A 14,046-nucleotide genomic window follows, 5' to 3' on the forward strand; every position below is an offset into this window, starting at 1 on the left:
ATGCAGTCTACCGTTTGGAAATACTTTTTAGTTTTATTGGCTTTAACCAGTTGCATTGACCCGGTAAATATTAACTTAAAACCGGAACCCGACCAACTGGTAGTAGAAGGATTAATTACCAACGAAAGTACGCAAGCCCCGATAAAAGTAGCTTATACCCAGCCTTATACCCAGCAAGTAGGCGTTATTCCCAAACCCCTACAGAATGCTACCATTTATGTTGAAGATCAGAATAATAACCGGTTTAATTATTACGAGAATGCTCCCGGTAACTACATTCCGGAATCTTTTACCGGGGTAGTAGGTAACACGTACACCTTAACTATTATAACCGAAGGAAAAAAAGTTTACCAATCCAAGCCCGAAAAAATGGTTCCTACCAATCCCGTGGATGGAGTTTCGGCGGAGTTGCGCGCCCGCCCGAAAGTAGATAGCCAGGGCGACGAAATAATTGAATACAGTTTCCAGACTTTTGTAAATACCAGCGACCCTGCCGAGGAAAAAAATTATTACATGTGGCGGTGGATTGGAACATACGAGGTGCACACGCAGCCACAGGATCATACCCGGGATGTACAAGGAACTCCCGTACCCGATCCATTACCTTGCTGCGCGGTTTGCTGGGTAACGGAAGGCCACCATAATATTTCCGTTCGAAACGATGCGTTAATTAATGGTAATAAAATTATTAAACAACCCATTGCCTTACTGCCCATTTTACCTGAAAACTTTAGTTTCAGATACCATTTAAGAGTAAAGCAATACTCCCTTACGGAACCGGCTTATAATTTCTGGCGGATTCTTACCTCTCAGGTAACGGGGGTAGGTTCGGTGCAAGATCCGCCACCCGCGTCGGTGCATGGTAACATATTTAACGTGGATGATGAAAAAGAAGTGGTATTAGGTTATTTTGGAGCTTCGGCGGTTTCCACAGATGCTTTTTTCATTGATCGGGGCGAGGTGCCATTCGCTATTCCCCGCTTTATTTACGCAGATGATTGCCGGGTTTTAAAAAATAGCACGGCAACTAAACCAGATTTTTGGTAAACCAGATTTAATTACCTGCTTTCATGTTTCAAGCTTCTAAATATTACCTGGTAACAAGTTTAATGGGGTGGTGCCTATTTTTAGCGAAACCGGTTACGGCTCAAACTTTACCCGAAAAACTATCTACTTTTTTTAAACAACATGCTACCGAAAAGCTGGCATTGGTTACAAGTAAGCCTGTTTACCAAGCAGGTGATACCATTTATTTTCGGGTGAATAGTTGGCAAAATACTTCGGAAAACCTGATAGAAGTACAATTGCTTTCTCCGGAATCGGGGAACAATAACGCAACTAAAGTCTTATTAAAAGATGGTGTTACCATTAGCTACATAACCTTACCAGAAAACTCGGCCAGCGGAGATTATATCTTGCGGGTTTTTAATTCTGTTGGATGGGAAGCGGCGGAGCTTATTCACGTGTATAATCCTGGTCAGGCAACTGCCGGGTATAAAACCAGCAATTGGGCAAAATCTGGTAATAACGAGAATTTGCAAATTTTAAAGAACCCAAATAACTGGGAAATAAACTGGCAACTCTCCGGAAAACCGACCGAAACGAAAGGTTGGTTTTTAATGACGGATTTAACTCAGGTGCTCTTCTCGCAGGAAGTTGATTTTACCGCTTTAAACGGAAAAATTACGGTTCCTTCCGAAGTTGTTAATAGTAACCAGGTTCAGCTATTGCTGGCGCAAAGTTCCGGCGAGATTCTTTCTAACAATACCCTTTATACTGCTGAATCTAATAAAAATGCTCTCGAATTAAAACTAAATAAAAACACCTACAACCTACGCGAACCGGTAAACCTGACTCTTACACCTGAAAAATCGTCTCCAGTTGTTAATTCTTTCATTTCGGTGCGGGTTCTGGAAATGTTAGATTCCATTCCGTCTACTGTTTTACACAATACTCCATTAGGTAAATCCTTTTATCTGCAAAAAAGCCTACCCGTACTTAATTTCAAAAAAATTCTGGCAACCAGCTCTACTGTTACACAGGAATATATTTTTACTTTAAAAGGCCGCATTGTTAACATTACGGATAAGAAACCCATAGGCCATAGCTTAATTCATTTATTAGTACCAACTACCAATCAACTAGAAGTAGTTTACTCCGATAAAGATGGAAGAATTCAGGTGGAATTAGACCCCTTTGAAGGGACCAAACCATTGCTCTTTCGGGCTATTCAGGATGGAGTAGAATTACGTAACCTGGAATTTATTCCTGATTCTACGCAACCTACTACTCCCTGGCAACTAAATTATTCCAGTAATACCTTTAACCCGACAGAAGAAAAAATAGTAAATAAATTTAAAATTCTGAAACAAATTGATCAGGCTTTTCAGCAGAGAAACGAAGCAAGCGTAGACGATCAAAGTAATTATTTAAGACCAAGCCAGTTTGCCGAAAGTAAATTAAAGCCTACTACCAGCTACGATTTACAGTCGTACGAGAAATTTAGTACGGTAACGGAAATATTCCGGGAGCTTATTCCGGCAATTGAAATTATAAAGCGAAAAGATGGAGTGCATGCCCGCTTGTACGCCCGGCTATTAAAAAGATTTTACACCCATTATCCTTTGTTTTTAGTAGATGGTATTCCAAGTTATGATATAGAAACTATCCTGAATCTGCCGGCCAATCAATTAGTAAAGATTGATGTATTTAACACCACTACGGCTTTGGCTCCATTTGATGTGATTAGTACGGGAGGCGTAATTGCCTTGTACACCAAAAACCGCAATTTTAATCCGGCCATTTTACACGATAATTATATAACCGTAACCGGAACTGCTCCTTCCATTTCTGCTCCCAAATTTAATCGGCCCGAACCCACCATTCCGAATTTTGGTCCTTTGGTTTTTTGGAACCCTTTGCTTAAAACAGATGCGAACGGAGCCACCAATCTCTCCTTTACCACCAACGATCAGGTCGGAAAATTCCTGATTGAAGTTACCAGCACCGCTCCAAATGGTGAAGTTAAAACAGCCACTACCAGTTACACCGTCGAAGCCCAGAAGTAAGCCACAGTTAAGCTAAACGGTTTTACTTAAATTGAAGGATAAATAGCTTCTATAAAAAGGAAGGAATGTAGTATCTCAAACTCCAATTTCAGCTTTAATACTTTAGAAAGATTTTAATTGGGAGGTGGGGTAAAATTGGGCGGACCGTACCCACCAAAGTTTTGGGCAACCCGGGCAAAAGGTACCTGCGGTTGCTGATAAGGGTTTTTAGAAATACGGGCGGCACAACCCATATATTGGAAATTAATACTTAATAGATTTTTCCGGTGCGGAGGAGAATGCAACCAACCATACACTAATGCTTCGGCGTAGGCCAGGTAAGTATAAGGCTTAAACAACTGGCGTGTATCGCAATTTATATAATTAAAAGACTCTTTTCCTTCCCGTATCGGACAATACTCCGGCTTGGTATCCATAATATCGTACTGGGCAATATTTTCCGCTGAATAATGAAAAAAGCCGCCAAAAGCCGTTATCCGCTTATCTGGGGTTAAGTAAGCTAGTTGTTTGAAGTTGTAATGATCGTAAAAATCCAAATCAATCATAGCCTTTGCGTGGAAAGTAGCGGACCGGTGCAAAGCGGGCAAATACTGCAAAAGGGGCACTCCTTCTTTAGCCCGGATTTTATTAGTAACCTGAAAAATGGCTGCGTCCAGCAGTTCGTAATCAGGCTGTTTTAGGGGAATACTTTTCCGGACACTGGGCAATTTTTCAAACTCCTGCCAGGTTAAAGTATAAAAAGCCGGTAGTATGAGCTCTTGCCGAGGCACCGGCCAATATATAAACCACATAATGAAAGCTATCAGCAGGTGCACAGTATTTTAATATTATAAATTGTTCTTATTCAGAATAATGTATTAAGAATTTTTAGAAACCACCGAATTAGTAAAAGCAGTTCTTACATTTTTGCGCTTAGTGCCTTAACTTTACGGTATGTACAAACCGCTAATTCGTCCGCTGCTTTTTCAAATCGATCCGGAACAGATTCATGATCTTTCGTATCCGGTAATTAAAACAGCCTTTAAATTGCCGTTTGCGGCACAACTCGGGAAAAATATATTCCGGGTAGATTATCCTGCTTTAGAACGCGAAGTATTCGGGTTAAAGTTTCCGAATCCGGTGGGTTTGGCGGCGGGTTTTGATAAAGATGCCCGTTTGGTAGATGAGTTTGAAAATTTCGGCTTTGGCTTTCTGGAAATTGGTACTTTAACTCCCATGCCCCAACCCGGTAACGAAAAGCCCCGGCTGTTTCGCTTGCCTAAAGATCAGGCTATTATAAACCGGATGGGATTTAACAACCGGGGGGTAGAAGTAGCGGCGCACCGGCTACGCAACCGAAGAGGGAATATTATTATTGGCGGCAATATTGGTAAAAATAAAGTAACGCCGAACGAACAAGCCTTAAAAGATTACTTGTATTGTTTCGATGCCTTGTACGAGGTAGTAGATTATTTTGTGGTAAATGTGAGTTCCCCCAATACCCCCGACTTGCGGGCCTTACAAGACAAAGAACCTTTGCAACATTTACTCTCGGAATTGCAGAACCGCAACCAAAGTAAATTAAAAGCAAAACCTTTACTGCTAAAAATTGCGCCGGATTTAAATCAAAATCAGTTAGATGATATTATTCAGATTGCCGTAGATACCCAACTGAGCGGTATTATTGCAACCAATACTACTATTAGTCGCGATAATTTACTTACCAACCAGGCCCAGGTTTTAGCCATGGGAGCTGGCGGATTAAGCGGTAAACCCCTTACCCAGCGTTCCACTGAAATTATTCGTTACCTGCGGCAGCATTTGCCCCCCGCTATTCGCCTGATTGGGGTAGGAGGAATTATGACCGCTGAGGATGCCCTGGAAAAGTTAGATGCGGGCGCCGATTTAATTCAACTATACACGGGTTTTATTTACGAAGGCCCAGGCTTGGTCCGGCAAATTAATCAGGCACTTCTTAAAAGAACAAAGTGGTAACCTTAAATTTTGTTCTGGCTAATTAAGATAAAAATGTAAATTAGAGTTTTCTTCAAAAGCATGGCGACGAATACTTACAAACGGGAGGCAGATAATGTGCCGAAAGCAAAAAATAGCCCGAAGGCTAACAATGAGCCGGTTAGCCGCCCTTTACAAGCACCTAAACCGGTAAAAACAGCTTCTCCGGGACGTTCTTTTCCAAAATTAAAATTTTTTAGCCTCGGCTTTCTCCGTGATCGGCGGTTTCATTTATTTATTGGCTTTACTTTGCTGCTGGCAGCTTTGTATTTACTAATTGCCTTTATTTCTTATTTATTTACCGGTCCTGCGGATCAAAGTGTAGTTGAGGCGCTGAACACCAATAACTTAAAGGATTCTGGCCTGGAATCGGAAAACTGGCTGGGTTTGATTGGCGCCTGGATTTCGAATTATTTTATTTATAAGTGGGTAGGCGTTGCCTCCTTCTTTATTATTCCCATTATTTTTTTCAGCGGCTATAAAATTTTATTCCGGCGTACCCAAGTTTCTCTTTCGTATACCTACACCATTTGTATGTTTGCTACGGTGTGGTGTAGTTTACTGTTGGGATATATAGTGCTGCGCCTGAATCGGGTCGAAGATTTATCTTTTTTAAGTGGGGGCATTGGTTACGAAACAGCTCTGTGGTTTGAAAGTCTGATTGGCTTAGGTACCGCTTTTTTACTGGCTTTTTTACTCATTATTTTTGTCGTTTTCTTTTTTAATATTACCAGTCTTTCGAGTAAAAAAGTAGTGGAGAAATCCGCTAATAATAACCTGCCTACTGACAACCGGTCGGCTGTAAATGCCTGCAATGCGGCTACTTACGAGCAAGAATCAACCGGCATAAATCAATATACCAATCCTACTGTCGAAATAAAATCAGAGGAAATTCCGGAAGAAGTTGTAGAAGATCTTTTGGAGGAAGAACCAGAACTGGTTTTAACCCAGAATTCTTTTACGGATAAAGCCAATGTTGAATTAACTATTACTAAATCGCCCAGCTTTACCGTTGAGTCTTCTGCTGTTAGTAACGGAAACAGTATGTCTCCTACTAAACCTTTAACCGGAGGCATTCAACTGGATATAGAACCAATGCCGGATTACGAAGATGAGCTTTTCGATGACGAAGACTTGTTTTCGGATGAAGACGAACTCGGTAAGAATTCAGATGCACCTTTAAATAATACAGCTAATATTCTTTCTCCGGCTCCTGAATTTAAAATTACTGATTTACCAGTAGAGCCTTTGGGCCGGGAAATGGAAAATTACGATCCTACTCTGGACCTAGCCCGTTACCAATACCCCAATATTGAACTGCTTAACGACTATAATTCTGGCAAAGTACAAGTTTCAAAAGAAGAACTGGAAGCCAATAAAGATAAAATTGTAGAGACGCTGGCTAATTACGCCATTGGCATTGCCAGTATTAAAGCTACCATTGGACCCACTGTAACGCTTTACGAAATTGTGCCTGACGCCGGGGTTCGTATTTCCAAAATTAAAAATCTGGAAGATGATATTGCCTTAAGTTTGGCGGCCTTGGGCATCCGGATTATTGCCCCAATTCCGGGCAAGGGAACGATCGGGATTGAGGTGCCGAATAAGAAAAAGGAAATGGTGGCCATTAAGTCTATTCTGAGTACCGAAAAATTCCAGAAAAGCGAGATGGATTTACCGATTGCTTTTGGTAAAACCATTACCAACGAAGTATTTATTACTGATTTAGCTAAAATGCCGCACTTGCTTATGGCCGGAGCTACGGGTCAAGGGAAGTCGGTGGGGTTAAATGCGATTCTTACGTCTTTGATTTATAAGAAGCACCCGAGCCAGTTAAAGTTTGTGTTAGTAGACCCGAAGAAAGTGGAGCTTTCTTTATTTAATAAAATAGAACGCCATTTCTTAGCCAAATTACCCGACAGCGACGAGCCTATTATCACCGACACCAAAAAAGTAATTAATACGCTTAATTCGTTGTGCATGGAAATGGACATGCGCTACGATTTATTAAAAGATGCCGGTTGCCGCAACCTGAAAGAATACAATCAAAAATTTATCGAACGCCGTCTCAATCCGAAAAAAGGTCACCGCTTTATGCCCTTTATAGTTTTGGTAATTGATGAGTTAGCGGATTTAATGATGACGGCCGGTAAAGAAGTTGAAACGCCTATTGCCCGTTTAGCACAGTTAGCCCGGGCTATTGGTATTCACCTGGTGGTTGCTACCCAGCGACCGTCGGTTAACGTTATTACGGGTATTATCAAAGCCAACTTCCCGTGCCGGATTTCTTTTAAAGTTACTTCTAAAATAGATTCCCGCACTATTTTAGATACTGGCGGAGCCGAACAATTAGTAGGCCAGGGCGATATGTTGTTTTCGGTAGGATCGGACTTAATTCGTTTGCAGTGTGCTTTTGTGGATACGCCCGAAGTAGATCGTATTTGTGATTTTATTGGCGATCAGCAAGGCTATAACGATGCTTATTTGTTACCTGAGTTTTTTGGAGATGAAAGTGGTAACGATAAAGCTGATTTTGATCCGGCTACGCGTGATTCTTTGTTTGAGGAGGCAGCCCGAATTATTGTAACGCACCAGCAAGGCAGTACTTCGTTGTTGCAACGCCGGTTAAAATTAGGCTATAATCGGGCCGGACGGTTGATTGACCAACTAGAAGCAGCCGGAGTGGTAGGACCTTTTGAAGGCAGCAAAGCTAGGGATGTTTTAATCCCGGACGAATACAGTTTGGAACAATTATTGAATACAATGGAAAAATAAGAAATATCCAAAGTTACGTCCTTCAAAAAATTATGAAAAGAATCACTCTGTTCGTATTTATTATAGCTTTAACCATAAACCAGTTTGCGCAGGCTCAAGACCCAAAGGCTCGTCAGATTTTGGATGCGATGAGCAAAAAGTACCAATCCATGAAGGCCTTTCGGGCTAATTTTAACCAAACGCTGGAAAACACCACCAGTAAGGTAAAAGAAAATCTGGAAGGGGAAATTACAGTAATGGGAAATAAGTTTCGTTTGAAAACCGAAGATCAGGAAATCATTAATAATGGCAATACCATCTGGACCTATATAAAATCAGAAAACGAGGTAAATATCTCGGAGAACGATCCGGATGATGAGGCCATGACCCCAGACAAAATCTTTACTATGTACAAGAAAGGCTACAAGTCGGCTTACGTAGAAGAAGCAAAAGAAGACGGGGAATTATGCGACGTTATTGAGCTTTCGCCCGAAGACCGGAATGACCCGGTTTTTAAAGTGCGTTTAAACATCAGCAAAAAAGATAAATCTTTAAAAAGCTGGAAAATGTTTCGCAGTAATGGAAACCGTTATACCTACACCATCACTAATTTCGCCCCTAACCCAAATGTAGATAACAACTACTTTGCTTTTGATAAATCTAAATTTAAAGGAGTAAAAGTAATTGATTTACGATAATCAAAATTTAATAAAATGAAGGTAAAAGCTGCTCACTTTGAGCAGCTTTTTTTATGCGCCTGTATTTGGTTTAATAGCCGCATAAAGCAGCGAATCAATTAGCTTCCCGTTTTTATAAACACTCTTATATAATTTGCCTTCAAACTGATAGCCTGCTTTTTCTAAAACTCTGGCTGATTTTATATTCCAGTCGAAAACAGCGGCGTAAATGCGTTTTAATTGTAAATTCTCAAATCCATAATCAGTTATCGCGCTTAATGCTTCCGTAACAATTCCCCGGTTCCAGTACATTTCGCTTAGCCAATAACCAATTTCGGCACTTTTACTGTATACATCGGGTTGTAATATTAAACCTATTCCTCCGGCCGCTTCTCCGTTTATTTCCAAAGCAAAATTGGTTATTGGTTCAGAAGCATTAGCAATTAATATCCAGTTTTGCGCATCTTGCAAGGTATACGGATACGGAAACGAGTTTCGCAGATTTATCCAGATATTGTAGTTATTTGCGTGTTTGGCCAAAGCTAATTCGTCGCCCGGTTGCCATTTACGGATGGAGCAGGATTGGAGGGAAAGATGCATAAATCAATACAGTAAGTTATAATTTAGTAATTTTGATTTAAGTTAAACCTTAAGTCAAAAACCAAAACAAATTTGTATTTGGAAATTAGTAAATAAATTAAGTTTGAGTTACTAAACTGGCTTAAACTAAGAGAATGGCGTTTATTTTAAAATTTTCTAAAAAGAAACAGTTTAACTTCTTACTTGTTTCTTTAGCCAATATATTAGCGTTCTAATCCGGGTATGGCATTTTATCTAAGCTTGTGTTTAATAAGTGCCAATACCCTATGCAAAAATGAATACAGAAAAATTACAGCAACTTGCCCAACAGCTAACCGGCGAACTTCATTTTGATTCTACCATGCGTACCTTGTACGCTACTGATGCCTCGGCGTACCGCGAAATGCCCTTAGCAGTTGCCTTTCCGGCTGATAAAAAAGATATAAAAACCTTAATTCAGTTTGCCCGCCGCGAAGGCACTTCCCTCATTCCGCGTACGGCTGGCACCTCATTGGCTGGTCAGGTGGTAGGTAGCGGCATTGTGGTAGATGTTTCGCGTACGTTTACTCAAATTTTAGAAATAAACCCAGAGGAGCGTTGGGTTCGGGTTCAACCTGGTGTTATCCGGGATGAGCTGAATTTATTTTTAAAACCCTACGGCTTGTATTTTGGGCCGGAAACCTCTACCGCTAACCGGGCCATGATTGGGGGGATGGTAGGCAATAATTCCTGTGGTTCTAACTCCGTGGTATACCGGAGTACCCGCGAACATTTACTATCAGTGAATGCAATATTAAGCGATGGTACCGAAACGGAATTTACTCGTTTAACCCCGGAAGAATTTGAAGCAAAATGTTTAGGTGAAACTTCCGTTAGCCCTTTGGAAACCCGAATTTACCAGGCAACTAAGGCCATGCTTTCCCACCCGGATACGCAGGAGGAAGTCCGGCGCGAGTTTCCAAAGCCTACCGTGGAGCGCCGCAATACGGGTTATGCTATAGATTTATTACTCGACACCGAGCCATTTACTCCGGGTACCGATGCTTTTAACTTTTGTAAATTAATAGCCGGTTCGGAAGGTACTCTGGCTTTTTTAACCGAAATAAAGTTAAACGTAGTACCTTTGCCGCCCCGCGAAATTGGTTTGCTTTGCGTGCATTGCAATAGCGTGGATGAATCTTTGCGAGCAAATCTTTTAGCTTTAAAATACCAACCCAGTGCTAGCGAACTAATGGATCATTACGTGCTGGAATGTACTAAAGCCAACATTGAGCAAAGTCAAAACCGATTTTTCGTGCAAGGCGACCCCGGAGCTATTTTAGTGGTGGAGCTGGCTAAAAATTCTATCGCAGAAGTAGAAGAAGTTGCCGCCACTTTAACCGCCGATTTAAAAGCTCAAGGTTTAGGTTATCATTACCCTTTAGTAACGGGGCCTAATACCAAGAAGGTGTGGACCCTACGCAAGGCTGGTTTAGGTTTACTGTCTAACATTCCCGGCGATGCCAAGCCAGTGGCCGTAATTGAAGACACCGCCGTGGACGTAAATGATTTACCCGATTTTATTGCCGATTTTAATCAAATTCTAAAGGAACACGATTTATACTGCGTGCATTACGCCCACGCTGGTTCCGGCGAATTGCATTTGCGGCCAATTATTAATCTAAAAACAGCTGCCGGTAATAAGCTTTTCCGAATAATTGCCGAAGAAATTGCCCGTTTAGTAAAAAAATACCGCGGTTCACTTAGCGGTGAACACGGCGACGGGCGTTTACGGGGTGAATTTATTAAATGGATGGTAGGAGATAAAAACTACCAACTACTGGAGGAAGTGAAGCGTACCTGGGACCCGGACAATATATTTAACCCGGGTAAAATAGTAAATACTCCCGCCATGGATACTTTCCTGCGGTACGAACCCGGGCAAGAAAATCCGGTTATTGATACGGTATTTAAATTTAAAGATTCTCAAGGAATTTTAAGGGCCGCTGAACTTTGTAATGGTTCCGGCGATTGTCGTAAAACGCATTTAACGGGGGGTACCATGTGTCCCAGTTATATGGTTACCCGCAACGAAAAAGATACGACCAGAGGTAGAGCCAATATGTTACGCGAGTTCCTGACCCGTTCGGAAAAAGCCAACCGGTTCGACCATCACGAAATTAAAGAAGCGATGGAGCTATGTATTTCCTGCAAAGGATGTAAATCAGAGTGTCCATCCAACGTAGATGTTGCCAAGCTGAAAGCAGAATTTCTGCAGCATTACTACGATGCCAACGGCATTCCCCTGCGCACCCGTTTGGTCGGTAATTTTACTAATTTAAACAATCTGGCTTCGGTAGCTCCGGGTATCTATAATTTTGTATTCACGAATAAATTAACTTCACAACTAGCCAAAAAAGTAGTAGGGTTTGCTCCTGCCCGGCCATTGCCTTTACTGCACAAAACAACCTTGCGGCAGTGGTTCAAAAAGCATCAGCGGCAAAATAAAGAAACAACATCCTTTAAAGGTAAGATTAATTTATTCTGCGACGAGTTTACTAACTTCAACGATGCTGAAATTGGCATGAAGGCCGTGCAACTGTTAGAGCGTTTGGGTTACGAGGTACATATTCCGGAGCACGAAGAAAGTGGCCGTACGTATTTATCGAAAGGTTTAGTACGCGATGCGAAAAAGCTTGCTATTAAAAACGTGACTCGGTTGAGTAAAGTAGTTTCTACAGATGCTCCGTTGGTAGGTATTGAGCCGTCGGCTATTTTAACGTTCCGGGACGAGTACCTGGATTTAGTAGATGATAATTTATACGCAGAGGCGCAGAAATTAGCTCAAAACAGCTTTTTAATTGATGAATTTTTAGCCGCGGAAATTGGAAAAGGGAACATTACCAAAGAGCAATTTACCCAGGAAAAGCGGTTAATTAAGTTACATGGGCACTGCCACCAGAAAGCCCTTTCTTCGGTAGCATTTACTCAAAAAATGTTATCCCTGCCCGAAAATTATATCGTGGAGGTTATTCCTTCGGGTTGCTGTGGTATGGCTGGTTCCTTTGGTTACGAAACTGAACATTACGAAGTATCCATGAAAATCGGAGAGTTGGTTTTATTCCCAACCGTTCGGAAACAGCCGGAAGAAGTTATAATTGCGGCACCTGGTACCAGTTGTCGTCACCAGATAAAAGATGGTACTGGTCGAAAAGCTTTGCATACCCTGGAAGTATTGTTTGAAGCTTTAGTTTAAATAATATCTCTAAAATAATACAAGCCCGCTTGATACCAGGTGCCAGGCGGGCTTGTAGTTTATAATCGAATACCTAAAACTTAAAACCGAATACTTAAAGCTTTTACTGATATTGAATATAATATGGTTTCGGGCTTAAGGTTAGGATTTCTTTAGGATTCATTAAGCGCCAGCCTTTCCTTTTAATATCGTTTTTATAGAAAATCTTTAAGCCAGTATATTGCACCGGTTCACCTTTTATGTATTTCTGGTAACTCCAACGTTTAATGGCAGGACTTCCCCAACCATCCATGTGCATTACAATCTGGCAATAAGGGTTTAGTTTGATTTTTTTATAATTAGTAATCATAGCCTGGGTAAACCGGTGTACAATTAATAGCTTGGGTGGAATTTGATGTTGCTGGGCAAGATCGGCCAAGTATTGAGTAGCATAATTTATGTCTTCAGCATCAAAAGAGCCTATGTGCCGGCCAGGAATACGATTCTGCTTTAAAGCAAATTCTGCGTCAATGCCCAGGTGCACATTGGGTAATTTTAAATAAGTTTCCAAAACCGGTAATTCTTCCTGCAGCGTACTTTGGCCGGCCTGAATATCTAAAAAAACTAAAGCATTACGTTTCTGAGCCAGTGCCAAAACTGTATCAATTACAGAATTGGCCATGCGCAACCGATATTTACCACTATTACCTGGTTCGTTCTGCGCCGTAACGGCAATTACATGTAAAGCTGGTTGTACGGGAGTTTTCGGATCGGCCTTTTCCCAATTTGCTACTTCCTTATCTAATTTAGCCAGCATTTCGTTCGAGGGGAGTTCGCCTAAAATCCCCATCCGCTTAGATAAAGGATTACCGTAAAAAGCAATGATTCGTTTCCGGGGTAAAATGGAACCCATCAGGGTATCCGGGCCAACCACCGCTGAAGGGGAGGAGGTGATTTTACCTTTAAGTTTGGCATCAGTACCTAACCTGGTGTTGTTTAAACTATCAGCAATATTTCCTCGGTTAATCGAATCCTCAGCTGATTTCTTTATTAAATAATTGGTGTTGCTAGAGGCTGAATTTACTAAAGTGTCAGGATAGACTAAGTTCTGATTTTTTTTTGGAATTTTACTTTTAACCTTGTCTTCTGTTACAGGAGAAATAGCGGATATCACAAAGTAAATTAAGGTTGAAACAAGAGGGCAGTAAAGAAAAAAGAACTTCCAATTCACAAGAAAATTATATAATTAAGTTTGTTGAAAGACAATATCGGACAAATTACTCAATGTTTAGTAAGTCAAAGTAAAATTGTTCTCTAAATATTCTAGCAACTGAATAGTAAAGAATATATTATTTATATAAAGTTTAGGCCTCCCTACAAAGCATGATTTTGTTAGACTTTAATTGTAAATTACTCCAGAAGGATGCATATCTAAAAAAGGAATTTTCTAATTGAAAAATACTTTTAAAATATTGAATAGCTAAGTAGCTGAACAAAATTAATTTAGAATTCTCGGCTCAGAATTGCTGTTATTATCCATTAAGCAATTGCGTAAAAGTCTAGCCGTTAATAACTTGATATTGGTGTCTCTTTCCTTTGCTACTTAAAAAGCCTTTATTTTCGTTAAACACTTCCTGTTTACTTTTAAAAATCGTAGATAGTAATGTTAGCTCCTTTTAAGAGTTAAAGTTACCCTCGGAATATGTTTGGCACTTAGTTGCAAATACTTCCGGAAAGTAAATAAGATTAATTATTTTGAATA

Annotated in this window: 9 protein-coding genes; 6 read left to right on the plus strand and 3 right to left on the minus strand. The window is 40.7% G+C overall.

Annotation, left to right across the window (positions count from 1 at the left end; genetic code table 11):
- Both HUW48_RS07880 and HUW48_RS07885 read left to right on the plus strand, forming a co-directional pair.
- Positions 1 to 1,047 carry a DUF4249 domain-containing protein gene (locus HUW48_RS07880; RefSeq protein ID WP_182415159.1) on the plus strand — a complete coding sequence of 349 codons (1,047 nt, stop codon included), beginning with the start codon at positions 1 to 3 and terminating at the stop codon, positions 1,045 to 1,047.
- A gap of 23 nt (positions 1,048 to 1,070) precedes the next feature.
- Positions 1,071 to 3,068, plus strand: a complete 1,998-nt coding sequence (locus HUW48_RS07885; protein ID WP_182415160.1) for a hypothetical protein — start codon at positions 1,071 to 1,073, stop codon at positions 3,066 to 3,068.
- Positions 3,069 to 3,181: 113 nt separating this feature from the next.
- On the opposite strand, the gene HUW48_RS07890 is transcribed toward HUW48_RS07885, so the two are convergent.
- A complete protein-coding gene (locus tag HUW48_RS07890) occupies positions 3,182 to 3,859 on the minus strand; it encodes a CAP domain-containing protein (RefSeq protein WP_182415161.1) in 678 nt (225 codons plus the stop codon).
- Positions 3,860 to 4,001: 142 nt separating this feature from the next.
- Between HUW48_RS07890 and HUW48_RS07895 the strand changes: the two genes are divergently transcribed.
- From HUW48_RS07895 to HUW48_RS07905, 3 genes are read left to right on the plus strand one after another with little or no spacing between them, the layout of a single operon-like run.
- Entirely contained in the window at positions 4,002 to 5,042 is a 1,041-nt protein-coding gene (locus HUW48_RS07895) for a quinone-dependent dihydroorotate dehydrogenase (protein ID WP_182415162.1), read from the plus strand.
- A 60-nt stretch (positions 5,043 to 5,102) separates the two neighbouring features.
- Complete coding sequence (locus HUW48_RS07900; protein WP_182415163.1) at positions 5,103 to 7,835, plus strand: FtsK/SpoIIIE family DNA translocase; 2,733 nt, start codon at positions 5,103 to 5,105, stop codon at positions 7,833 to 7,835.
- A 32-nt stretch (positions 7,836 to 7,867) separates the two neighbouring features.
- Positions 7,868 to 8,512 carry a LolA family protein gene (locus HUW48_RS07905; protein ID WP_182415164.1) on the plus strand — a complete coding sequence of 215 codons (645 nt, stop codon included), beginning with the start codon at positions 7,868 to 7,870 and terminating at the stop codon, positions 8,510 to 8,512.
- A gap of 51 nt (positions 8,513 to 8,563) precedes the next feature.
- Here HUW48_RS07905 and HUW48_RS07910 read toward each other — a convergent pair whose 3' ends face one another.
- Positions 8,564 to 9,091, minus strand: coding sequence for a GNAT family N-acetyltransferase (locus tag HUW48_RS07910; RefSeq protein WP_182415165.1), 528 nt, complete (start codon positions 9,089 to 9,091; stop codon positions 8,564 to 8,566).
- 274 nt (positions 9,092 to 9,365) lie between these two features.
- On the opposite strand from HUW48_RS07910, the gene HUW48_RS07915 reads away from it, so the two are divergent.
- Entirely contained in the window at positions 9,366 to 12,305 is a 2,940-nt protein-coding gene (locus tag HUW48_RS07915) for an FAD-binding and (Fe-S)-binding domain-containing protein (protein ID WP_182415166.1), read from the plus strand.
- Positions 12,306 to 12,408: 103 nt separating this feature from the next.
- Here the strand turns inward: HUW48_RS07915 and HUW48_RS07920 are convergent, their stop codons facing one another.
- Complete coding sequence (locus tag HUW48_RS07920) at positions 12,409 to 13,458, minus strand: hypothetical protein (RefSeq protein ID WP_182415167.1); 1,050 nt, start codon at positions 13,456 to 13,458, stop codon at positions 12,409 to 12,411.
- Positions 13,459 to 14,046 lie beyond the last annotated feature (588 nt).

The organism is Adhaeribacter radiodurans (genome assembly GCF_014075995.1).
Lineage (GTDB): Bacteria > Bacteroidota > Bacteroidia > Cytophagales > Hymenobacteraceae > Adhaeribacter > Adhaeribacter radiodurans.